This window comes from Chromobacterium sp. INPA-IVC, assembly GCF_059047085.1.
Genome location: NZ_JBTNLS010000009.1, coordinates 209,037 through 231,407, shown reverse-complemented (window position 1 = coordinate 231,407; position 22,371 = coordinate 209,037). Strand labels below are relative to the sequence as shown.

At 64.2% G+C, this 22,371-nt stretch carries 18 protein-coding genes; 9 read left to right on the top strand and 9 right to left on the bottom strand.

The genetic code is table 11. The annotated features are described in order from the left end of the window. Window positions 1–106 precede the first annotated feature (106 nt). Genes ccoP through ccoN form a run of 4 tightly spaced genes read right to left on the bottom strand, consistent with a single transcriptional unit; the run spans window position 107 to window position 3,282 of the window. On the bottom strand, window positions 107–1,036 hold the full coding sequence (ccoP, locus tag ACX17K_RS18410; protein WP_021478127.1) for a cytochrome-c oxidase, cbb3-type subunit III: 930 nt from the start codon (window positions 1,034–1,036) through the stop codon (window positions 107–109). Next, on the bottom strand, window positions 1,033–1,224 hold the full coding sequence (locus ACX17K_RS18405; RefSeq protein WP_046166878.1) for a cbb3-type cytochrome oxidase subunit 3: 192 nt from the start codon (window positions 1,222–1,224) through the stop codon (window positions 1,033–1,035). The genes ccoP and ACX17K_RS18405 overlap by 4 nt, the downstream gene beginning before the upstream one ends. Window positions 1,225–1,227: 3 nt before the next feature. After that, window positions 1,228–1,842: a cytochrome-c oxidase, cbb3-type subunit II gene (ccoO, locus tag ACX17K_RS18400; protein WP_021478125.1), complete on the bottom strand. Its 615-nt coding sequence runs from the start codon at window positions 1,840–1,842 to the stop codon at window positions 1,228–1,230. Between the two features lie 15 nt (window positions 1,843–1,857). After that, complete coding sequence (ccoN, locus tag ACX17K_RS18395) at window positions 1,858–3,282, bottom strand: cytochrome-c oxidase, cbb3-type subunit I (protein WP_166438998.1); 1,425 nt, start codon at window positions 3,280–3,282, stop codon at window positions 1,858–1,860. A 459-nt stretch (window positions 3,283–3,741) separates the two neighbouring features. Between ccoN and ACX17K_RS18390 the strand changes: the two genes are divergently transcribed. Together ACX17K_RS18390 and pepN are read left to right on the top strand one after the other, a co-directional pair. Beyond that, window positions 3,742–5,535 (top strand): M61 family metallopeptidase, encoded by a 1,794-nt coding sequence (locus tag ACX17K_RS18390; protein WP_493775904.1) that lies wholly within the window; start codon window positions 3,742–3,744, stop codon window positions 5,533–5,535. A gap of 94 nt (window positions 5,536–5,629) precedes the next feature. Further along, window positions 5,630–8,248 (top strand): aminopeptidase N, encoded by a 2,619-nt coding sequence (gene pepN, locus ACX17K_RS18385; protein WP_493775903.1) that lies wholly within the window; start codon window positions 5,630–5,632, stop codon window positions 8,246–8,248. A gap of 72 nt (window positions 8,249–8,320) precedes the next feature. Here the strand turns inward: pepN and ACX17K_RS18380 are convergent, their stop codons facing one another. Next, window positions 8,321–8,746: an Hsp20/alpha crystallin family protein gene (locus ACX17K_RS18380; protein WP_493775902.1), complete on the bottom strand. Its 426-nt coding sequence runs from the start codon at window positions 8,744–8,746 to the stop codon at window positions 8,321–8,323. 116 nt (window positions 8,747–8,862) lie between these two features. Then, complete coding sequence (locus ACX17K_RS18375) at window positions 8,863–10,521, bottom strand: ABC transporter substrate-binding protein (RefSeq protein WP_493775901.1); 1,659 nt, start codon at window positions 10,519–10,521, stop codon at window positions 8,863–8,865. Window positions 10,522–10,641: 120 nt separating this feature from the next. On the opposite strand from ACX17K_RS18375, the gene ACX17K_RS18370 reads away from it, so the two are divergent. The 5 genes from ACX17K_RS18370 (at window position 10,642) to ACX17K_RS18350 (ending at window position 15,561) form a co-directional block, all read left to right on the top strand. Then, window positions 10,642–11,850, top strand: coding sequence for an MFS transporter (locus ACX17K_RS18370; protein WP_493775900.1), 1,209 nt, complete (start codon window positions 10,642–10,644; stop codon window positions 11,848–11,850). Window positions 11,851–11,884: 34 nt separating this feature from the next. Beyond that, window positions 11,885–12,829 (top strand): alpha/beta fold hydrolase, encoded by a 945-nt coding sequence (locus tag ACX17K_RS18365; RefSeq protein ID WP_493775899.1) that lies wholly within the window; start codon window positions 11,885–11,887, stop codon window positions 12,827–12,829. 362 nt (window positions 12,830–13,191) lie between these two features. Continuing rightward, window positions 13,192–13,404 carry a hypothetical protein gene (locus tag ACX17K_RS18360; RefSeq protein WP_493775898.1) on the top strand — a complete coding sequence of 71 codons (213 nt, stop codon included), beginning with the start codon at window positions 13,192–13,194 and terminating at the stop codon, window positions 13,402–13,404. Window positions 13,405–13,500: 96 nt separating this feature from the next. Continuing rightward, the gene (locus ACX17K_RS18355; protein ID WP_493775897.1) at window positions 13,501–14,769 is read left to right on the top strand and encodes a RidA family protein; all 1,269 of its coding nucleotides are present in this window, start codon (window positions 13,501–13,503) and stop codon (window positions 14,767–14,769) included. A gap of 162 nt (window positions 14,770–14,931) precedes the next feature. Continuing rightward, window positions 14,932–15,561 (top strand): 2OG-Fe(II) oxygenase, encoded by a 630-nt coding sequence (locus ACX17K_RS18350; RefSeq protein WP_493775896.1) that lies wholly within the window; start codon window positions 14,932–14,934, stop codon window positions 15,559–15,561. 410 nt (window positions 15,562–15,971) lie between these two features. Here the strand turns inward: ACX17K_RS18350 and eutC are convergent, their stop codons facing one another. From eutC to eat, 3 genes are read right to left on the bottom strand one after another with little or no spacing between them, the layout of a single operon-like run. After that, window positions 15,972–16,772, bottom strand: coding sequence for an ethanolamine ammonia-lyase subunit EutC (gene eutC, locus ACX17K_RS18345; protein ID WP_493775895.1), 801 nt, complete (start codon window positions 16,770–16,772; stop codon window positions 15,972–15,974). Further along, complete coding sequence (locus ACX17K_RS18340; protein WP_493775894.1) at window positions 16,769–18,151, bottom strand: ethanolamine ammonia-lyase subunit EutB; 1,383 nt, start codon at window positions 18,149–18,151, stop codon at window positions 16,769–16,771. The genes eutC and ACX17K_RS18340 overlap by 4 nt, the downstream gene beginning before the upstream one ends. Next, window positions 18,148–19,563 (bottom strand): ethanolamine permease, encoded by a 1,416-nt coding sequence (gene eat / locus ACX17K_RS18335; RefSeq protein WP_493775893.1) that lies wholly within the window; start codon window positions 19,561–19,563, stop codon window positions 18,148–18,150. The genes ACX17K_RS18340 and eat overlap by 4 nt, the downstream gene beginning before the upstream one ends. Window positions 19,564–19,748: 185 nt before the next feature. Here eat and aroC point away from each other — a divergent pair, with 185 nt between their 5' ends. Together aroC and ACX17K_RS18325 are read left to right on the top strand one after the other, a co-directional pair. Then, window positions 19,749–20,849 (top strand): chorismate synthase, encoded by a 1,101-nt coding sequence (gene aroC / locus ACX17K_RS18330; RefSeq protein ID WP_493775892.1) that lies wholly within the window; start codon window positions 19,749–19,751, stop codon window positions 20,847–20,849. Window positions 20,850–20,905: 56 nt separating this feature from the next. Next, window positions 20,906–22,333 (top strand): EAL and HDOD domain-containing protein, encoded by a 1,428-nt coding sequence (locus ACX17K_RS18325; protein WP_493775891.1) that lies wholly within the window; start codon window positions 20,906–20,908, stop codon window positions 22,331–22,333. Window positions 22,334–22,371 lie beyond the last annotated feature (38 nt).

The following is a 22,371-nucleotide window of genomic DNA, read 5'->3' as shown; positions in this document are numbered from 1 at the left end:
GGGTTTGGTGAAACTCACCGGTCGATGCGCTCTACCAAAGCCTCTGGGTGGGGGAGAGGCGAAGCGCGCCGCCCGCGCGGAGCGGACGGCGCGCCGTACAAGGCGCCTACTGCTGCGCCTTGGGGTTGTTGGACAGGCTCCAGACGTAGGCGGCCAGCAGGTGGACCTTGCCTTCGCCGAGGAAATCCTTCCAGGCCGGCATCTGGCCGCTGCGGCCGTTGGTGATGGTCTCGATGATGGCCTTCTCGGTGCCGCCGTACAGCCAGCTGCCCGACGGGTGGGTCAGGTTGGGCGCGCCCAGTTGCTGGTTGCCCTTGCCGTCAGGACCATGGCAGGTGGCGCATACCGCGGCGAAGGTTTCCTTGCCGCGGGCCGCGCGCTCCGCGTCGAACTTCTTCTTGTGCTCGGACAGCGACATCACGTAGTTGGCCACATCCTTGACCTTCTCCTCGCCGAAGGCGGCGCCCCAGGCCGGCATCTGGCCGTGGCGGCCATTCAGGATGGTGGTCTTGATGGTGTCCGGCTCGCCGCCGTAGATCCAGTCATGGCTCACCAGGTTGGGGAAGCCCTTGGCGCCGCGGGCATCCGCGCCGTGGCACTGCACACAGTAGGTCTGGAACAGGCGCCGGCCCATTTCCTGGGCTTTGGGGTCGGCGGCGACCGACTTCATATCCTGCTTCAGGTATTTGTCGTACAGCGGCTGGTATTTCTGCTCGGCGGCTTTGCTCTCGGCCTTGTACTGGTCGATCTGGGTCCAGCCGAAGGCGCCCTTGTAGTCGCCCAGGCCCGGGTACAGCACCAGATAGACCACGCCGAAGATCAGCGTGATGTAGAACATCAGCATCCACCAGCGCGGCAGCGGGTTGTTGTACTCGGCCAGGTCGCCATCCCAGATGTGGCCGGTGATGTCGACTTCCTCTCCCTTTTTGACCGTGGTCTTGGATTGGGTGAATACCAGCAGCGTCAGGCCGATGATGCCGCCCAGCACGATCACGATAATCCAGATATTCCAGAAACCGCTTGTGAATTGACTCATTTTCTTGCTCCGTGGGAAGCCTCGTCATGCGGGGCTTCCTCTACCTTGTCGTCGTCGAGGAAGGGCAGGTTGGCTGCCTCCTCGTACCGGTTCTTGGAGCGTTTGCTGTAGGCCATGATCAACACCATGATGAAGAACGCGAAGCAAACCACGGTGAACAGCGAACGCCCGAAAGTGACCCAGTCCATGGCTTAGCGCCTGTTCTTCACGGCAAGGCCCAGGCCTTGCAGGTAGGCGACGACGGCGTCCTGTTCGGATTTGCCTTCCACCTGGGATTTCGCTTCGGCGATGTCCTTGTCGGTGTAGGGCACGCCGACCAGGCGCAGGGCTTCCATCTTCTTCGGCACCACGTCGGCGTCGGCCAGGTTCTTGGCCAGCCACGGGAAGGCCGGCATGTTCGACTCCGGCACCACGTCGCGCGGGTTGTTCAGGTGCACGCGATGCCATTCGTCGGAATAGCGGCCGCCGACGCGGGCGAGGTCGGGGCCGGTGCGCTTGGAGCCCCACAGGAAGGGATGGTCGTACACGGATTCGCCGGCCACGGAGTAGTGGCCGTAACGTTCGGTTTCGGCGCGGAACGGGCGGATCATCTGGGTATGGCAGGTGGTGCAGCCTTCGCGGATGTAGATGTCGCGGCCAGCCAGCTGCAGGGCGGTGAACGGCTTGACGCCGGCCACCGGTTCGGTCACGGATTTCTGGAATGCGAGCGGCAGGATTTCCACCAGGCCGGCCACGCTGACCACCAACAGGGTCAGCACGATCAGCCAGCCTACATGCTCTTCAATCAGTTTCTGGATTCTGTCCATGATTATTCTCGCCTGTTAATGTGCTTCTGCGGTGATGGCCGGGATCTTGGCATCGACGGCGCGGCCTGCGACGACGGTGCGGTAGGTGTTGTAGGCCATCAGCAGCATGCCGGAGAGGTACAGGAAGCCGCCCAGCAGGCGCACCGTGTGGTACGGGTAGGTGGCTTTCACCGCCTCGACGAAGGCGTAGGTCAGGGTGCCGTCCGGGTTCAGCGCGCGCCACATCAGGCCTTGCATCACGCCGGAGATCCACAGCGCGGCGATGTAGAGCACCACGCCGACGGTGGCCAGCCAGAAGTGGGCCTCGATCAGCTTGACGCTGTGCATGGTTTCGCGGCCGAACAGGCGCGGGATCAGGTAGTACATCGAGCCGATGGTGATGAAGCCCACCCAGCCCAGCGCGCCGGAGTGCACGTGGCCGATGGTCCAGTCGGTGTAGTGGGACAAGGCGTTGACGGTCTTGATCGACATCATCGGGCCTTCGAAGGTGGACATGCCGTAGAACGACAGCGACACCACCAGGAACTTCAGCACCGGGTCGGTGCGCAGCTTATGCCAGGCGCCGGACAGGGTCATGATGCCGTTGATCATGCCGCCCCAGGACGGCGCAAGCAGGATCAGGGAAAACACCATGCCGACGGACTGGGTCCAGTCGGGCAGAGCGGTGTAGTGCAGGTGGTGCGGACCGGCCCACATATAGGTGAAGATCAGCGCCCAGAAGTGCACGACAGACAGACGGTAGGAGTACACCGGACGGCCGGCCTGCTTGGGAACGAAGTAGTACATCATGCCAAGGAAGGCCGCGGTCAGGAAGAAGCCCACCGCGTTGTGGCCGTACCACCATTGCACCATCGCGTCGACGGCGCCGGAGTATACCGAATAGGATTTCCACATGGTCACCGGCACGAAGGCGGAGTTGACGATGTGCAGCAGCGCCACGGCCAGGATGAAGGCGCCGTAGAACCAGTTGGCCACGTAAATGTGCTTGACCTTGCGGATGGCGATGGTGCCGAAGAACACGATCGCGTAAATCACCCAGATCACGGCGATCAGCAGTTTGATCGGCCATTCCAGCTCAGCGTATTCCTTGGAGGTGGTGAAGCCAAGCGGCAGCGTGATGGCCGCCAGCACGATCACCAGCTGCCAGCCCCAGAAGGTGATGGCGGCCAGCTTGTCGGAAATCAGCCTGACGTTACAGGTACGTTGCACCACGTAGTAGGAGGTGGCGAACAGACCGCAGCCGCCGAAGGCGAAGATGACGGCGTTGGTGTGCAAGGGACGCAGGCGGCCAAAGTGGAACCAGGGCCCGAAATTGAGCTCCGGCCACACCAACTGGGCCGCAATGATGACGCCCACCAACATGCCGACTATGCCCCAAACTACGGTCATGATGGCAAATTGGCGCACCACCTTATAGTTATAAGTGGATTGCGTTTCCATTTAAGGTTTTCTCCAAGGTTGCTAACTCAGAACATGACAAACCAAGGCAGCTTGAACTTTTCAACCTCATCCCAATCTGGAAATTGGAAAGGCAAGCCGCGGGGAACCGTGTTGTGAAAGTCGAATCAGGTGCTTGACCTGTACCGATAGGCTTTGATGTCTGTATTAGCAGTTTGCCGGCCTTTTCGATAGCACCAAATTTCCACGTATCCAATGCCGTTATTCTAAATCAAATGCCTTATGCGAGCCAGTTGCATAGTCGGCTTGGATCGATTCTCGTCTGTCCTAATTCTCGCGGTATTACGAGGGTAGCGATACGAATAGTGCATGTTGCTACGCATGCAATTGTATTGTCGTATTGGTATGACTTCTTGACATGGATCAATACGCCATGAGGGCAACCGCCAAAATCGCGGAAATGCTAGAATCATCAAGTTTTGCAACGCTTGCAGGCTGATCATGACCCAACCCGTCCCAGTACATTACACGCTGCGCCCGGTGTCTCCGGAAGCGCACCTGTTCGAAGCAACCGTCACAGTCACGCACCCGGCCAAGGATGGCCAGGTGTTTTTTTTGCCGGCGTGGATTCCCGGCAGTTATATGATCCGTGAATTTTCCAAGCACATCGTCGAGATGGAGGCCCGCGCCGGCGGCAAACCGGTGGCGCTGCGGCAGCTGGAAAAGAACCGCTGGCAGGCGGCGCCGGCCAAGGGCGCGCTGACGCTGCGCTATCTGGTCTACGCGTTCGATCTGTCGGTGCGCGGCGCCTATCTGGACGGCGAGCGCGGTTTCTTCAACGGCACCAGCGTGTTCCTGGCGGCGGAAGGCTACGAGGGCGAGCCCTGCGCCGTGGAGATCCACGCGCCGGAAGGCAAGGCTTACGCCGGCTGGAAAGTGGCGACCAGCCTGCCGGCCGTCGACGTCAAGAAAAAGAGCGGCTTCGGCGGCTACCTGGCATCCAACTACGATGAGCTGATCGACCACCCGGTGGAAATGGGCGAGTTCCAAAAGGTCAGCTTCAAGGCCTGCGGCGTGCCGCACGAGTTCGTCGTGTCCGGCCGCTTCCAGGGCGATCTGAAACGGCTGGCCGAGGATACCCGCAAGATCTGCGAATACCAGATCAAGCTGTTCGGCGAGCCGGCCCCGTTCGAGCGCTACGTGTTCATGCTGTTCGTCGGCAAGGACATCTACGGCGGCCTGGAGCACCGCGCGTCCACCGCGCTGGTGGCCAACCGCGACGACCTGCCTGCGCCTGGCGCGACCGACATCGGCGACGGCTACCTGAAACTGCTAGGCCTGATCAGCCACGAATACTTCCACAGCTGGAACGTCAAGCGGATGAAGCCGGCGGCGTTCACGCCCTATGACTTGAACCGCGAAGGCATGACCCGCTTGCTGTGGGCGTTTGAGGGCATCACTTCTTATTACGACGATCTGACCCTGGTCCGCTGCGGCCTGATCGACGAGAAGCGCTACCTGGGCCTGCTGGCCGAAACCATCACCGGCGTGCAACGCGGCGCGGGCAGAATGAAGCAGACGCTGGAGCAATCCAGCTTCGAGGCCTGGACCAAGTACTACCGCCAGGACGAGAACAGTCCCAACAGCATCGTCAGCTACTACACCAAGGGTTCGCTGGCCGCGCTGGCGCTGGACCTCACGATCCGCCGCGACAGCAAGGGCAAGCAGTCGCTGGACGACGTGATGCGCGCGCTGTGGCGCAAATGGCTGGCCGACGGCAAGGGGCTGGAAGAGGATGAGTGGGAAAAAATCGCGATCGAAACCACCGGCCTCAAGCTCAAGCCTTTCTTCGACCTGGCGCTGCGCAGCACCCAGGACCTGCCGCTGCTTGAACTATTGAAGAGCCAGGGCGTGGAGCTGAAATTCGAGGCCGCGCAGGGCGCGTCCGACCGCGGCGGCGTGGTGGATGCCTTCGCCGGCAAGCCGGCGCCGCTGACGCTGGGCGTCAAGACCGCGGCCGACGCCGCCGGGGTCAAGCTGACCCAGGTGCTTGATGGCGGCGCGGCGCAACAGGCCGGCCTGTCCGGCGGCGACGTGGTGGTGGCGGTGGACAAGCTCCGCGCCTACGATTTGGACAAACAGCTTGCCCGTCTGTCCGCGGGCGACAAGATCAAGCTGCACGCCTTCCGCCGCGACGAACTGATGACGTTCGACGTGGCGCCGCAGGCCGCGCCGGAGGATACCTGCCGCCTCAAGCTGGAAGCCGACGGCGGCAAATGGATTGCAGGCCGCTGACAGAACGGCCGATTTCGACCAAGAGCGGCGCTTACCGGGCGCCGCGCCGTCTATGAAAGAGACCGGCCACGAGCCGGACCGCAAGGAGACACGAATGGCTCAACAGCCGGAAGTGAAGTACCGCAAGGATTATCAGGCCCCCGCTTTTCTGATCGACCGCGTCGATCTGGTGTTCGACATCGAAGACGAATCCACCCGCGTGCAATCGCGTCTGGTGGTGACCCGCAACGGCGAATCCGCCGAGCATGACTTGAAGCTGGACGGCAGCGCCAAGCTGGTGGCCGTGCTGCTGGACGGCGAGAAACTGGACGAAACCCGCTACGGCCTGGCCGATGACGTGCTGACCGTGCGCCAGGTGCCGGACAGCTTCATCCTGGAAGTGGAAACCGAACTCGATCCGGCGGCCAATACCAGCCTGATGGGCCTGTACGCGTCCAGCGGCAACCTGTTCACCCAGTGCGAGCCGGAAGGCTTCCGCAAGATCACTTATTATCTGGACCGTCCGGACGTGATGGCCAAGTTCACCACCACCATCAAGGCCGACAAGCAGAAGTACCCGGTGCTGCTGTCCAACGGCAACAAGGTGGGCGAGGGCATGGTGGACAAGAAGCGGCACTGGGTCAAATGGGTCGACCCCTACCGCAAGCCATCCTATCTGTTCGCGCTGGTGGCCGGCAAGCTGGTGGCCCTGCGCGACAAGTTCGTCACCATGCGCGGCCGCGAAGTGGCGCTGGAAATCTGGACCGAGCCCGCCGACCAGGACAAGACCGCGCACGCGATGGAGTCGGTCAAGCACTCGATGAAGTGGGACGAGGAGCGCTTCGGCCTGGAGTACGACCTGGACATCTACATGATCGTCGCGGTCGGCGACTTCAATATGGGCGCGATGGAGAACAAGGGCCTCAACATCTTCAACACCAAATACGTGCTGGCGCGCCAGGACACCGCCACCGACGCCGACTTCGAAGGCATCGAGGCGGTGATCGGCCACGAATACTTCCACAACTGGACCGGCAACCGCGTCACCTGCCGCGACTGGTTCCAGCTGAGTCTGAAGGAAGGCCTGACCGTCTACCGCGATCAGGAGTTCAGCGCCGACATCTACAGCCGCGCGGTGAAGCGCATCGAGGACGTCAAGGGCCTGCGCATGGCGCAGTTCCCGGAAGACGCCGGTCCGACCGCGCATCCGATCCGTCCGGACAGCTATATCGAGATGAACAACTTCTACACCATGACCGTGTACGAGAAGGGCGCGGAAGTGGTGCGGATGTATGAGACGCTGCTGGGCCGCGACGGTTTCCGCAAGGGCATGGACCTGTATTTCAAGCGCCATGACGGCCAGGCAGTCACCTGCGACGACTTCTGCGCCGCGATGGCCGACGCCAACGACGTCGACCTGTCGCAGTTCGCGCTGTGGTACAGCCAGGCCGGCACGCCGCGCCTGGCCGTCTCGTCCAGCTACAACCCGGCCGAGCGAAGCTACACGCTGACCGTCAAGCAAAGCTGCCCGGCCACGCCGGGCCAGCAGGCCAAGCTGCCGCTCCACATCCCGCTGGCGTTGGGCCTGGTGGGCGCGGATGGCCAGGACCTGCCGCTGCGCCTCGCCGGCGAAGCCGAGGCTGTCGGCGCGTCGCGCGTGCTGGACGTCAAGGCCGCCGAGCAGAGCTTCACCTTTGTCGACATCCCGGCCGAGCCGGTGCCGTCGCTGTTGCGCGGCTTCTCCGCGCCGGTGAAGCTGGAGTATGACTGGCGCGATGACCAGCTGGTGTTCCTGATGGCCAACGACAGCGACAGCTTCTGCCGCTGGGAAGCCGGCCAGATCTTCGCCGAGCGCCTGTTCAAGCAGCTGATCGCCGACGCGGCCGCCGGCCGCGAGCTCAAGCTGTCGGAAACCTTCATCGGCGCCTTCCGCGCGGTATTGAAGGACCATAGCCTGGACCCGGCGTTCAAGGCGCTGATGTTGAATCTGCCGACTGAGGGCGAAATCCTGGAAATGGTGGACGTGGCCGATCCGGCGGCGATCCACCAGGTGCGCGAATTCGTGCTGGACCAGCTGGCGCAGGCGCTGCGCGGCGAATGGCGCGAGGCGTACGAACTCAATCTCACCCGCGAGTACAAGCCGCAGGACTCCGACAAGCGCAGCCTGAAGAACCGCGCGCTGTGGATGCTGAACCGCCTGGACGACGCCTGGCCGGCCGAGATCGCCGCCAAGCAGTTCCGCGACGCGGACAATATGACCGACCAGATGGGCGCGTTGTTGGCGCTGCGCGACCGCGACGGCCAGGAACGCGACGATTGCTTCACCGACTTCGCCTCGCGCTGGCAGAACGAGGCGCTGGTGATGGACAAGTTCTTCACCTTGATCGGCGGCAGCCAGCTGGACGGCACGCTGCAGCGGGTGGAGGCGGCGCTGCATCACCCGGCGTTCAGCATCCGCAATCCGAACAAGGTGCGCTCGCTGCTGGGCGCGTTCGGCGCCAACCTGTACCACTTCCACGCCGGCGACGGCAGCGGCTACCGCTTCCTGGCCGACCGCATCCTGGAGCTGGACGCCATCAATCCCCAGGGCGCCAGCGGCCTGACCCGCGCTTTCCGCCGGATGCAGAAGCTGGAGCCGGGCCGGCAGGCGTTGATGCGCGCCGAGCTGGAGCGCATGGCCAAGGCCGAGCTGTCCAAGGACGTGTACGAGATCGTATCCAAGATCCTGGCCTGATTCGTGTCATCGCCAGTGAAAACGCGCCGGGAGACCGGCGCGTTTTTTATTGCCGCGGGGCCGAGGCCGCGCTTATTCGATCCGCAGCCGCTGGCCGGCCCCGCCGTTGCGGCGCTTGGGCAACGTCAGGTTCAGCACGCCGTTTTCATATCGGGCGCTGGCGGCTTCGCGGTCGATGTCCTGCGGCAGCTGGAAGCTGCGCGATACCAGGCCGTAGTAGCGTTCGCTGCGCAGCGCGCGCTCGTCCTTGCCCTGTTGGTCGAACTGCTTTACCTCGGCCTTGATCGTCACCAAGGCGCCGTCGATGTCGACGTGGATGTCCTCCTTGCCGACGCCCGGCAATTCGGCCTCCACTTGGTAAGCCTCGCCGGTTTCCTTGACGTCCATCTTGATCTGCGCCGGCAGCGCGTCGCCGTGCAGCGGCTTGACGAAGAAACCCGGGGTGAAATCGCGGAAAAACTCGTCAAACAGGCTATGGCGGGCAGGCAGCATGCTCATTTGCTTCTCCTTTCAGTTCATGGGCTTACGGCGGATGTGCCGTCTTGCCATCGAAGATGAGGCGCATGTGAGCGGTTTCAAGAGGCGGGGCGCGTTCGGACTTGACGCGCGTCAACTCAGCCGCGCAGCCACAGGCCGGCGAAGTCGGTCCAGCCGTTGCCGCCCAGCTGCAAGCCGGCCAGCTGCGGGCTGGCGACGTGGCCCAGCGTCTCGTGCGACAGCGGCAGCATCCAGCCTTCGGCCACCAGCCAGTCGCCGGCGCGGCGGTAGCCGTCCTGGCGCGCGGCGAATTCCGGCTCCGCCTGCAGGCTGCGCATGTCGCGCGCCAGCCGGGCGGCGGCGTCGGGCGCCAGGCCCAGCTGCAGCGTGCTGCAGCCGCTCAGCCATTCGAACATGCCGTAGTCGCAGTCGTCGTGCAGCAGCTCGCTGCACAGAATCAGGTCGGCGCGGTCGCGCCAGGCGGAACTGTCGAAGAATTCGCGCCGCGACAGGCCGTGGATGTCGAGCGCGATGCCCAACTGCGCGAGCCGTTGCGCCAACGCGGCGGCCAGCGGCGGGAAGCAGGGCAGATCGTAATGGAACAGCGTCAGCCGCGCGCCATCCAGCCGCGGCGGCGGAACAGGGGCCGGGCGCGGGTGGCGCCAGCCAGGCTGCAGTCCCAGCGCCGGCGCGCGCTCGTCGCAGGCGGCCACCGGATGCGGCTCGGCCAGGAAGCGCATCAGCGGCAGCCGCTGCCTGGCAGGAACGCGGGCGCTGCGCGGCGATAGCAGCAGGTAGGTGCAAGCCGATTGCAGCATGGTGGCGCCGCGCTGGCTACCGTATTCCAGCCGCAGGTGAAACTCCTGCTCGGCCGGAGACGGGATGATCCACAGCTCGATCGCGTCCAGCAGCGCGCGCTCGCGGTAGTGCTGATCGAACGCGGCCAGTTTCAGCCGCTGCGGGCTGTGCAGCTCGACGCGGAACGGTCCGCTGCCTACCGGCATGCGCTCGAAATCCGCGCCGCGCCGCATCGGCACGATGGACGAATTGGCGGTCGCCAGCCGCTGCGGCCACAGCTGGTCGGCTTCGGACAGCCGGCAGCTGAACGACAGCGCGTCATGGACGTCAACCTGACGCAGATGGCCGTACAGCGCGTGGTAGGGATTGTCCGGCCGCTTGAGCCTGAGCAGGCTGGCGGCCGCGGTTTCGGCATCCAGCGCGCCGCCGTCGTGAAAGCGCAGGCCCGGACGCAGCCAGAAACGCCAATTTCTGCCCTCCGGATCGGCTTCCCAGTGGTGGGCCAGCGCCGGCCGCAGCTCCTGGCCCAGGCGATCGTGGCGGCATAGCCGGTCGAAGATCTGCCGCACCAGGTGCGATTCCAGCCGGGAGTTGACGTGTTGCGGGTCCAGGGTCAGCGGCGCGTGCGGAATGGGAATGCGCAGGCTGCGTCCGCTGTCGCCGGCGCCCAGATGTTGCGGCAGGGTAGCCAGTAGCCGCTGCTGCCTGGACGGCTCCAGCCGGGAGAACGCCTGCTCCAGCTGGCCGCGCGCCAGCATGCCTTGCAACTGCTGCCATTCCAGCTCGTCCGGCCGCTGCAGCAGCCTGAGCGTGGAGCGGTGGCCGCGTCCGCGGCCGGCCCGCCATTCCAGCCAGCCCAGCTCGCGCATCCTGGCCAGCTGCAGCCGCGCGTTGCGTTCCCCGCATCGCCACAATTCAGCCAGTTGCGGCAGGCCGGGCTGGGCCGGAGCGTCGCCATAGGCCAGATAGAGTCGCTGGTATTGCTGTTGCAGCCGCATCGCCGCTCCTGATGGTGGATAGGATAAAAGCGGAAGTATTTATTATGGACTGCATCCATTTTTACATTCCGCTTTATCGGCAATACTGCAGCGGTTCCCTTTGCTTTACAAGGTGTTGTCGTGGATCTGCGTTCTTCCGTGGTGCGGCGCGTGCTGTTGTCTTCCTTCTTGTTGTCCCTGTCGCGGGCGGTGATCTCGCCGCTCCTGGTGTTGGCGCTGGGCAAGCAATTGCAGTTGTCGGTGCAGGCCACCGGCACGCTGCTGGCGGTGGTGCTGCTGGGTTCCGCCTTGTTCGGACTATACGGCGGCTACTGGCTGGACCGGCTGCCCAGAGGACCGGCCCTGCGCGGCGCGGCGGTGCTGATGGGCGTGGGCAGCGTGTTGCTGCCTTACGGCCACAGTTACGCGACGGTGGTGACGGCGCTGGCGGCGGGCGAGCTGGCGATGGTGGTGTACAGCATCGCGGTGAAGGCGATACTCAGCGACGTGGTAGCCGAGCAGTGGCGCAGCAAGGCGTTTTCGATGCGCTACACGCTGGCCAACGTGGCCTGGGCGCTGGGGCCGATGCTGTGCGCCGGCATGTTGTTCTGGCACGAGACGGCGCCTTATTGGCTGGGCGGCCTGCTTGCGCTGGCGGGCCTCGCGGCGCAGCCCCGGCTGCCGGAGCGGCGGCATGATCCCGCGGCGCTGCCCGACGGTTTCGCCGCCACGCTGCGCACGTTGGCCGGCGACCGGGTGCTGGTGTGGTTCACCCTCAGCAGCCTGCTGGCCTACGTGGTGTACGGCCGTTTTTCCGGCTATCTGCCGCTGTTCCTGCTGACGCGGATGGACGAGGCCGAGGCGATGCGCTGGATGTCGGCGCTGATCAGCTGCAACGCCATCGTGGTGGTGCTGCTGCAATATCCGCTGGGCCGGCTGCTGAAGCCGAATCGTCTGATGCGGGCGATCGTCGGCGGCTTTCTGCTGATCGGCGCCGGCATGCTGTGGCTGGGCAGCGTGGACAGCCTGCCGCTGATGTGCGCGGCGATCGCGCTGTTCACGCTGGGCGAGATCGTGCTGGTGCCGGCCGAATACCTGTACATCGACGCCATCGCGCCGGACGCCTTGAAGGGCAGCTATTACGGCGCGCAGAACCTGGCTTCGCTGGGCGGCGCGCTGGGGCCGGCGATGGTGGGCGTGCTGCTGTCGCATGGGCCGTCCTGGGTAGTGTTCGCCATACTGGCGTTGCTGTGCGTGGCAGGCGTGGGGCTGGCGCTCTACAGCGAGCGGCTGCGTTTGCGGCAGGACTGCGCGCGAACGGCTTTTCCTTTGCCGGGTTCTTTGTCATGATCAAGCGTTTGCTTGAATCGCCGCGCAGACGGCGATGGCATTGGCCAGCGAGGAGAATATGGAGAAACTGCAGCAGGACTTATGGGTGCCGGTCGGAGACGGCGAGCGCTTGCATCTGAAGCGTATCTGTGGCCGCGAGGGCGGCGCGCCGGTGCTGATGGCGCATGGCGTGATGGCCAACGGCCGCACCTTTTATACCGAATCAGGCAAGGGCCTGGCCCACTTCCTGGCCGACGCCGGCTACGACGTGTACGCCGCCGACCTGCGCGGCCGGGGCCGCAGCACGCCCAAGATCGGTCCGCATTCCCGCCACGGTCAGACCGAGACCATTTGCGAAGACCTGCCGGCGCTGCATGATTTTGTCCGCAGGAAAAGCGGCGGCCAGCAGGTGCACTGGATCGCCCATTCCTGGGGCGGCGTGCACATGACCAGCTGCCTGGTCCGTTTCCCGGAAATCGCCGCCGAGGTGGCGAGCGTGGTGTATTTCGGCTCCAAGCGCAGCGTGCGGGTGCGCAATCTGAACAAGCTGATCGAGGTGGACTTCATGTGGTGCACCGCCGCGCGCTGGCTGATCAAGGCCTGCGGCTATCTGCCGGCGCGGCGCATCCGGTTGGGCGCCGACGACGAGAGCGACAAGAGCCATCTGCAGAGCAAACTGTGGGCCCAGCCCAGGCCCTGGGTGGACAGCGACGACGGTTTTGATTACGCCGAAGCCGCGCGGGCGGGCCATCTGCCGCCGGTGCTGTATTTCGCCGCCGCCAACGATCCCTGCCGCGGCCATCCGGAAGACGTGCGCCGCTTCCGCGACGAATCCGGCCCGCATTTGTCGCGCCTGCATTTGCTGGGGCGGCGGGCCGGCCATCTGCACGACTACAACCACGTGTCGTTGCTGACCCACCCGGACGCGCCGCGCGACCACTTCCCATTGGCGCTGGACTGGCTGGCGGGGCGCTACGACGCGGTGGCGGAGAATTATTGAGCCGGCTTGGCTGGATGGCTGGCTGGGTTTTGGATTTCAGAGCCATTCTGCATTTTTCGCGTGAGAGAGGCCGCATGGATGCCATGCGGCCTCTCGCGTATCTTCATCCGCGCCACCGCGGCGCTCGGGGGCGGCTTTGCCCGGCTGGCGAGTCATGGCTGGGAGCTAATTTATAGTTCGGCCTCTCATTTAAAAACGTGATAAGCAACAAATCATTTGGCGCCGCATATTGTCGATATTGATCGTTGTCAAATCCGGCTTCTGTGGAATATGTTTGATCTTGCAGTTTTAAAGAGCAGGTGTGCAGAAAATGGCAGTATGAAGTATTAGCATTAAAGAGCAGTTTTAGTTGAATATGCGACATGATGGATAACTATACCCTGTGGCGGCGGCCTTTTACTCAATTCGAATTGATTCCTTGCGCCTTGTTTTATTGTCGAGCCATATTGACAGCCCTGGGCGATGAACCGATAAAATCCGGAATCTTGATTGCATTGCTTCCACTCCCCGCGATTTCGGCCTTGATTGGTTTTTTTGCTTTTGCCAAGGCTTTATCTTGCCGTGGAATGGATTAAATAATGGTAATGCCAATGGAGCGGCGGTTGTCGATGGCGAAGCGATATGTATTCGGCCATGCTGCGGATTAATTCGAACGAAACAGGTATACCATCATGAGTAGCTTCAACGCGGTACTGGCAAGGAATTCGGAAAAGGCGCCAAATGGAATGGGGCGGTATTCCCAAACGGTAGCCTTCTCGCACTACAACAATCTGTCGGCTCAGTTGCCGGTGGATCCCGAGACAGGGCGCTTGGTGGCCGGCGGGGTGAAAGAACAGGCCGAAAGATGCTTCAAGAATATCCAGGAAATTATAAAAAGCATCGGCCATGAGATGAGCGATGTGGTGAGGATCACCATTTTCCTGCAAGATATCTCCGACATGCATGCGGTCAACGCGGTGTATTCCACCTTCTTCCCGGATTATGTCCCTACCTTGACGACTGTCGCGGTCGCGGCTTTGCCGATGGGAGCCTTGTTGCAGGTGGAGGCTCTGCTTTCCAATGGCGAGGGTACGATTCCCAATGCGCCGCAGGCTGGCGATCTGGTCAAGATCGCAAGCGATACCCGCAATGCGCCGACCAGCCATTTGTCTACCCAATCGGTAGCCTTTTCCCATTACAACAATATCTCGGCTCAATTGCCGATTGATCCTGAATCCGGAAAGCTGGTCGCCGGCGGCGTAAGAGAGCAAGCGGTTCAGTGCTTGAAGAATATCCGGGCGATTCTGGAAAATATCGCCGTGCCGCTTGACGATATTGTCAAAGTCAATATTTTCCTTAAAAACCTGTCGGATATCGAAGCGGTAAACGAAGCTTATCGCGCGTTCTTCCCGGATTCGGCCATCGCCCGGGCCGTGGCTTATGTTCCGGCGCGCACGGTAGTGGAAGCCACGCCGCCTATGGATGCTCTGTTGCAAATTGAAGTGGTGGTGTCGCATGGAGATGGTACGCCGCCGCAAGCGGTTGAAGATAGGCATGGAATTGTTATCAATGCGCATAACACTGAAAACGCTCCCCGCTGCCCGCTTTCTACGCAAACGGTGGCGTTCTCCCATTACAACCATCTTTCCGCTCAATTGCCTTTGCATCCGGAGACGGATGAAATGGTGGCTGGCGGTGTGAAAGAGCAGGCCGCGCAGTGCTTGAACAACATCAAGGCCATCGTGGAAAGCATAGGCCACGCGATGGGCGACGTGGTCAAGGTCAATGTTTTCCTTAAAAATATCGCGGATATCGATGCGGTGGACGAGGTTTACGCCACCTTCTTCCCCGGCGGCGTTCCCGCGCGGCGGGTGGTGGGCGTTGGCGCCTTGCCTCGCGACGCGATGATACAAATCGATGCCGTGGTGGCCAATGCCGAGGGCACGCCTCCGAAAGCATAAGCAGTCGTTTTTTTGAAAAGGGAGCGGAATCATTTTCCGCTCCCTTTTTGATGGCGCTGCCCGCAGCTGGCCGGATAAGCTTGCAAGGATTGATATTCGACATTCGCCAGCGGGTGCGGCATGTGGTAGAAAGCGTCAGCCCGTTTTCTGGACAACTCCGACATGACCGCGCTGCAATTCGAACTCGACGCCGTACTCGACACCCTGGCCGACCAGGGGTGGATCGTCATCCCCCGCGCTTTGCCGGCGGAATTGGTCGCCAATCTGCGCGAGGCCTGCCTGCAAGTGTGGGACGACGGCCGCTTCCACGAGGCCGCCACCGGCCGCGCCGATGGCCAGGCGCGCCGCGCCGAGATCCGCTCCGACTCGGTGCTGTGGCTGGATCAGGTGGATGAACTGCCGGCGGTGCGCGCCTACAACGCCGCGATGGACGAAATCATGCAGGCGGTGAATCGCGGCCTGTACCTGGGCCTGACCGAGCTGGAGTCGCATTTCGCCGTCTACCCGGAGGGCGCGTTCTACAAGAAGCATCTGGACCGTTTCCGCGACGACGACGCCCGCGTGCTGACCACGGTGTTATACCTCAACGAGAACTGGCCGGCCGACGGCGGCGGCCAGATCCGGCTGTACCTGGATGAAGCCTGCGAAGCGTTCATCGACGTGGAGCCGGAAGCCGGAACCTTGGTGTTGTTCCTGGCCGACCGTTTCTGGCATGAGGTCTTGCCGGCGAAGCTGCAGCGTTTGTCGGTCACCGGCTGGTATCGCCGTCAGGGCGGCAGTTTGCCGTGGTGAGGATTACGGCAAGCCCTAGTGTTGAATTGCGCCTCCTAATTGCATGTTTGATAGCGCTAGGTCGTAGCAACAGGTTATCGACTTGGATTTTCCTGCTTTAGGCAGATTCGTTTTAGCGCGACCATATTCCCTTCAGCACACGCTGGCAAGAAAGCGTCTGGCCAGGTTTTAAGCCGCCGATTTGTTCGACGCCGCGCGACGTTAGCGCGCGGCTAGTTTCGGCGGCTCCTGGCCAGGCGCTTTATTGTCGGGGTTTCGTGGGCTGCAGGGGCGGCCTGGGATCGCCTCTGCGTGCGAATCTTTGACTCGCAGCGACAGGGCTGGCCGCACAGCCCCTGGCCCGTTTGCCGGGCGGAACCGGCACTTACAATACTGTCCGCGTAGCGGACACATACGAGCTGTGCTAGCGCTCAGTCTTTGACTAGGCAGGCCTGCCTCGCCAACAGTGCCGCCCAGCGCGGATCTGCCGCGCTGCCGTCTTTCAGTCCCACCCCGGTAGTCTGGCGCAGCGCGGCGTCTATCAGCCAGGCCAGCTTGAACGCCGCCAGCGGATAGGGCAGGCCGTCCGGCCGCACATTGGAGATGCAGTTGCGCTCGGCGTCGCTGCGGCCGGCGCGCGGCGCGGCGGTCAGGTACAGGCCCAGGCTGTCCGGCGAGCTCAAGCCGGGCCGTTCGCCTATCAGCATCGCCGTCATTCTTGCGCCCATGATTTCCCCAGCCTCGTCGCCCAGCGCCACCCGCGCTTCGCGCGCGATCAGCAGCGGGCCGACGCTCAGGCCTATCTCCCGCACCCTCGGCAGCAGCTCGCGCAGCAATGGTGCCGCGTGCAGGGCGGGCGCGCGCGAGGATAGGCCGTCGGCGATGAGGATCAGCAGATCGCACCCTTTGCCGGTTTCGGCCAGCAGCCGCGCGCGGCTGGCTTCGTCCAGCCTGCGGCCCAGGTCCGGCCGCTGCAGGTATTCGGCGCGGCTGCCGGCCGCGCTGCGGATGTCGATGACGCGATGGCCATCCGTCGCCAGTTCCTCGGCCAATGCCGCGGCGTCCAGCGGCGTGTGCACCGCGTCGCGCGCCTGGGCGTGGGCCAAGGCGAAGCGCAGCGTTTCGCGGCAGGGCAGGCTGCTGCCGGCGCGGCCCAGCGCGATGCGGGCGGCGGTGAGGCGGGACAGTTCGCTCCAGCCGTCTTCGGTGATGGGGTTTTGCTTTTCTTTCACGCCACGCCCTCCATCAGCGCCAGCAGCCGCTGTCGCTTGTCCTGCGGCAGCAGCCTGCCGCCGCGAGTGATTTCCATCGTCTCCAGCCAGTCTTCGAACTCCGGCGCGCGCTTCAGCCCCAGTGTATTGCGCAGGTAGAGCGCGTCGTGGAAGGAGGTGCTCTGGTAGCCCAGCATGATGTCGTCGGCGCCGGGCACGCCGATGATGAAGTGCACGCCGGCCGCGCCCAGCAGCGTCAACAGCGCGTCCATATCGTCCTGATCGGCCTCGGCGTGGTTGGTGTAGCAGATGTCGCAGCCCATCGGCAGGCCCAGGAGCTTGCCGCAGAAATGGTCTTCCAGCCCGGCGCGGATGATCTGCTTGCCGTTGTACAGATACTCCGGGCCGATGAAGCCGACCACGGTGTTGACCAGCAGCGGCGAGTAGCGGCGCGCCACCGCGTAGGCGCGCGCCTCGCAGGTTTGTTGGTCCACGCCCCAGTGGGCGTTGGCCGACAGCGCGCTGCCCTGGCCGGTTTCGAAGTACATCACGTTGCCGCCCACCGTGCCGCGCTTCAGCTCCCGCGCCGCCTGATGGGCTTCGTCCAGCACGGCGAGGCTGACGCCGAAGCCGGCGTTGGCTTTCTCGGTGCCGGCTATCGACTGGAACACCAGATCCACCGGCGCGCCCTGGCGGATCAGGTCCAGCGTGCTGGTGACGTGGGTGAGCACGCAGCTTTGAGTGGGGATGGCATAACGCTGGCGCACTTCGTCCAGCAGGGTCAGCAGGTTGCGGATGTCGCCGGGGCTGTCGCCGGCCGGGTTGATGCCGATCACCGCGTCGCCGGCGCCGTAGAGCAGGCCGTCCAGCGTGGCGGCGGCGATGGCGCGCGCGTCGTCGGCCGGATGGTTGGGCTGCAGCCGCACGCCCATCCGTCCCGGCAGGCCCTGGGTGTTGCGGAAGGCGGTGACGACGCGGCATTTGCGCGCCGCCTGCACCAGGTCCTGGTTGCGCATCAGCTTGGACACGGCCGCAGCCATTTCCGGGGTGAGGCCGGGAGCCAGCGCCGCCAGCGTCTCCGCGGTGGCGGCGTCGGACAGCAGCCAATCGCGCAGGCCGCCCACGGTCAGGTGGGAGACGGCGGCGAAGGCGGCGGCATCGTGGCTGTCGAGGATCAGCCGGGTGACTTCGTCTTCCTCGTAGGGAATCAGCGCCTGGTTGAGAAAGACAGTCAGCGGCAGATCGGCCAGGCACATTTGCGCCGCCACCCGCTCCTCGGCGCTGGCGGCGGCGACGCCGGCCAGCTGGTCGCCTGAGCGCAGCGGACTGGCGCGCGCCAGCAGCGTTTTCAGGTCGGCGAAGCGGTAGGTCCGCGGTCCTATGGCGATGGCGTGGCTCATGTCGTGGCCTTGACGGGGTCGGGTTGGGCTTCGGATGGCGCGCTGTGCAGCATCGCGTCTTGGGCAGCTTCGGCGCGCTGACGGGTGGTGGCGAGAAAGTACAGATAGCCGGCAGTGAACATCGCGGCGAAGATGCCGGCCAGCAGCCGGTTGTAATAGACCATGGCGACCAGGCAGATCAGCGAACAGCCCAGCGCCAGCGCTGGCAGCCATGGATAGCAGGGCGCGGAGAATGGCCGGGGCAGCGCCGGTTCGCGGCCGCGCAGCCGGAACAGCGCCAGCATCGACACGATGTACATGACGATGGCGCCTAACACCGACAGCGTGACGATGTTGGCGGTCAGCGGCTGGCCGGCGATCTGCACCAGATCGTCGCTGAAAATGGCGGCGATGCCGACCGCGCCGCCGGCCAGTATGGCGCGGTGCGGCGTCTTGAAGCGCGGATGGACGGCGGCCAGCGCGCGCGGCAGGTAGCCGGCCCGCGCCAGCGCGAAGATCTGCCGCGAATAGCCCATGATGATGCCGTGGAACGATGCCACCAGGCCGAACAGGCCCAGCCACACCAGCATGTGCAGCCAGCCGCTGTGCTCGCCGACGATCAGCTTCATCGCCTGCGGCAGCGGGTCGTTGATGTTGGCCAGCCGGCTCCAGTCGCCCGCGCCGCCGGCCATCACCATCACGCCGAAGGCCAGCGCCACCAGGGTGAGGATGCCGGCGATGTAGGCGCGCGGGATGGTGCGGGCCGGGTCCTTGGCTTCTTCGGCCGCCATCGCCGCGCCCTCTATCGCCAGGAAGAACCAGATCGCGAACGGCAGCGCGGCGAACATGCCGCCGACGGCGCCCCAATGGAAGGCGTCCTGCCCGGCCCAGCCGTGGCGCATGAAGTTGTCCCAGCTGAAGCCCGGCGCCACCACACCCATGAACACCAGCAGTTCGAAGATGGCCAGTAGCGTGACCGCCAGCTCGAACATCGCGGCGATGCCGACCCCGGCGATGTTCAGCGCCATGAACGCGAGATAGGCGCCGCAGGCGGTCCACTTGGGCGCCAGCGACGGGAATTGCACATTGAGATAAGCGCCGATGGCCAGCGCGATGGCGGGCGGCGCGAACACGAATTCGCACAGCGTGGCGAAGCCGGCGACGAAGCCGCCCAGTGGGCCGAAGGCGCGGCGGGCGTAGGCGAAGGGCCCGCCGGCGTGCGGAATGGCGGTGGTCAGCTCGGTGAAGCTGAAGATGAAGGCCGTGTACATCAGCGCGACGAACAGCGTGGCGCACAGAAAGCCCAGCGTGCCGGCCTGCGCCCAACCGTAGCTCCAGCCGAAGTATTCGCCGGATATCACCAGCCCCACGGCGATGCCCCATAGTTGCCAGCCGCCGAGCTTGCGCGCGAGGCCGGATGTCGATGCGTTCATGGCAGACTCCTGTCCGATTGGATGGCCTTCCCGTCGGGAAGGGCGGGCATTCCCGCATCGCCCGTTTATGCAAAAAGAATGCCAGCGTCCGCTGCCGATTTCAATGCGCGCCGCAGCATGGCTGTTTGCTGCGCGCGCCATGCTAGAATCGATGACGATACGCAATCAGGGGCAGGGGAAAGCAGATGTCAGGCAGCAGCATGGGACGATTGTTTACGGTGACTTCCTTCGGCGAGAGCCACGGGCCGGGCATAGGCTGCGTGGTGGACGGTTGTCCGCCGGGACTGGCCTTGACCGAGGCGGACATCCAGGCGGAGCTGGACCGCCGCAAGCCTGGCACCAGCCGCCATGTCACCCAGCGCCGCGAGCCGGACACCGTGGAAATCCTGTCCGGCGTCTACGAGGGCAAGACCACCGGCACGCCGATCGCGCTGCTGATCCGCAACACCGACCAGCGCAGCAAGGATTACGGCAATATCGCCGAGACTTTCCGCCCCGGCCATGCCGATTACTGCTACTGGCATAAATACGGCACCCGCGATCCGCGCGGCGGCGGCCGCTCCTCGGCGCGCGAGACTGCGGTGCGCGTCGCGGCCGGCGCCATCGCCAAGAAGTGGCTGAGCGAAAAATACGGCATCGTCATTCGCGGCCACATGACTCAGATCGGCGAAGTGCAGATGCCGTTCAAGGGCTGGGAGCATGTGGGCGGCAATCCCTTCTTCAGCGCCGATCCGGACATCGTGCCGCGGCTGGAAGAATATATGGACAGCATCCGCAAGAGCCTGGACTCGATCGGCGCGCGGCTGCGCGTGGTGGCCGACAATGTACCGGTGGGCTGGGGCGAGCCGGTGTTCGACCGCCTGGATGCTGACATCGCCTACGCGATGATGAGCATCAACGCGGTCAAGGGCGTGGAGATCGGCGCCGGCTTCGGCTGCGTGGCCCAGAGGGGCAGCGAGCACGGCGACGAGCTGACGCCGCAAGGCTTCGCCAGCAACCACGCCGGCGGCGTGCTGGGCGGCATCTCCACCGGCCAGCAGATCGACGTTTCCATCGCCATCAAACCGACGTCGTCCATCGCCCAGCCGCGCCGCTCGATCAACAAGCAGGGCGAGGCGGTGACCATGGAAACCCATGGCCGCCACGATCCCTGCGTCGGCATCCGCGCCACGCCGATCGCCGAGGCGATGCTGGCCCTGGTGCTGATCGACCACGCCTTGCGCCACCGCGCGCAATGCGGCGATGTGCGGGTGGAAACGCCGAGAATTGCGGGTCATATCGGCTAGAATGCACATATACCGGCCGGGCAGGCTCGAGGCCAGTTCAACCCTGGGATGACACCATGCTGAAAAATCTGATAGATGGATTGGCCGGACGTCTGAAGAAGAACGCGAATGAGGAAGAGGCCCCGCATCAGGAGGCGGGGCCGGAGCCGCTCGATACCATCATCCCGCCGCCGCCGGCGGAGGACGAGCCGGTCGACCTGCCCGCCACGCTGGGCTTTGTGTCCCACCAGCCGGTGATGGACCGCCAGCAGCGCGTCGTCGCCTACGATTTTTTCGTCCGCCAGGGCAAGCGCAACATCGAGGCCGGCAAGCAGCAGGAATTCGACCGGCTGCTGCTGGCCACGCTGCACAATATGGACATATTCCGGCTGCTGGCTTACCGCCGCGCCTTCGTCCACATCGCGATGACCTCGCTCGACGATCCGCAGTTGCGCGGCATGCCGGCGGGCAGCGTGATCTTCGTGCTGGAGCCGCTGCCGGGGATGGAGGTGGCGGAGCACATGCTGCGCCAGCTGGACGAGCTGCAGAAGCTCGGCCTGCGCTTCGCGCTGGAACCCGCCGCCTACGACCAGAACATGCTTAGCCCGGGATTGCAGGCCGATCTGTTCAGCCGCGTCGACTTCATGGTGCTGGACTTCGCGGGTCCGTCCACCCGGGTGCTGGCGCCCATCCTGGACCAGCTGCCCAAGCGCTATCCCGGCGCCCGATGGCTGGCGCGCAATGTCGGCACCGCCGAGGACATGGACGTTTGCCTGCGCGGGCCGGGCAACAATCGCTTCGCGCTGTTCCACGGCCCCTTCGTCACCACCGCCCACGCGCTGGAGGGCGGCAAGGTGGACACCAACCAGACCCGCGTGCTGCAGATCATGCGCCTATTGCGCACCAGCGCCGATCCCAAGGAAGTGGAAGCCCAGTTCAAACTGGACTCGGTGCTGCTGTTCAAGCTGCTGCGCTTCATCAATTCGCCGATACACGGCTTGTCGCGCAAGGTGCAGACGATAGAGGAAACCCTGTTGCTGCTGGGGCGCGAAACGCTGTTCAAGTGGTTGTCCATGTTGCTGTTCACTTCGCGCAAGGAGGACGGCACCGCCATCGCGCTGATGGAGAAATCGCTGATCCGCGCCCGCTTCATGGAGAAGCTGGGGGGATACCGCGGCAACAAGCTGGAGGCCGAGCATCTGTTCCTGACCGGGATGTTCTCGCTGCTGGACGTGCTGCTCAACCAGCCTTTTCCCGATGTGCTGGACCCGCTGGAGCTACCGCTGACGGTGAGGGAGGCGGTGGTGGAGGGCAAGGGCATCTTCTCGCCGCATCTGTCGCTGGCGATGGCCTGCGAGTTGGGCGACAACCCGCAGATCGAAGCGCTGGCCAGGGTGCTGGACTTCGACCTGGACCTGGCCAACCAGTATTACCTGGATGCGGTGGTGTGGGCGCAGGTGGTGTTGCGCGACAGCGAAGTGCACAACAACGTCGAGGCGGTTTAGCGCCGCCGGCCGCTGGGCCAGGCGGCTTGGGCGTCCGG

Coding starts and splice junctions, on each gene's coding strand:
- ccoP (WP_021478127.1), bottom strand. CDS start 1,036: ATGAGTCAATTCACAAGCGGTTTCTGGAATATCTGGATTATCGTGATC.
- ACX17K_RS18405 (WP_046166878.1), bottom strand. CDS start 1,224: ATGGACTGGGTCACTTTCGGGCGTTCGCTGTTCACCGTGGTTTGCTTC.
- ccoO (WP_021478125.1), bottom strand. CDS start 1,842: ATGGACAGAATCCAGAAACTGATTGAAGAGCATGTAGGCTGGCTGATC.
- ccoN (WP_166438998.1), bottom strand. CDS start 3,282: ATGGAAACGCAATCCACTTATAACTATAAGGTGGTGCGCCAATTTGCC.
- ACX17K_RS18390 (WP_493775904.1), top strand. CDS start 3,742: ATGACCCAACCCGTCCCAGTACATTACACGCTGCGCCCGGTGTCTCCG.
- pepN (WP_493775903.1), top strand. CDS start 5,630: ATGGCTCAACAGCCGGAAGTGAAGTACCGCAAGGATTATCAGGCCCCC.
- ACX17K_RS18380 (WP_493775902.1), bottom strand. CDS start 8,746: ATGAGCATGCTGCCTGCCCGCCATAGCCTGTTTGACGAGTTTTTCCGC.
- ACX17K_RS18375 (WP_493775901.1), bottom strand. CDS start 10,521: ATGCGGCTGCAACAGCAATACCAGCGACTCTATCTGGCCTATGGCGAC.
- ACX17K_RS18365 (WP_493775899.1), top strand. CDS start 11,885: ATGGCATTGGCCAGCGAGGAGAATATGGAGAAACTGCAGCAGGACTTA.
- ACX17K_RS18360 (WP_493775898.1), top strand. CDS start 13,192: ATGATGGATAACTATACCCTGTGGCGGCGGCCTTTTACTCAATTCGAA.
- ACX17K_RS18355 (WP_493775897.1), top strand. CDS start 13,501: ATGAGTAGCTTCAACGCGGTACTGGCAAGGAATTCGGAAAAGGCGCCA.
- ACX17K_RS18350 (WP_493775896.1), top strand. CDS start 14,932: ATGACCGCGCTGCAATTCGAACTCGACGCCGTACTCGACACCCTGGCC.
- ACX17K_RS18340 (WP_493775894.1), bottom strand. CDS start 18,151: ATGAGCCACGCCATCGCCATAGGACCGCGGACCTACCGCTTCGCCGAC.
- eat (WP_493775893.1), bottom strand. CDS start 19,563: ATGAACGCATCGACATCCGGCCTCGCGCGCAAGCTCGGCGGCTGGCAA.
- aroC (WP_493775892.1), top strand. CDS start 19,749: ATGTCAGGCAGCAGCATGGGACGATTGTTTACGGTGACTTCCTTCGGC.
- ACX17K_RS18325 (WP_493775891.1), top strand. CDS start 20,906: ATGCTGAAAAATCTGATAGATGGATTGGCCGGACGTCTGAAGAAGAAC.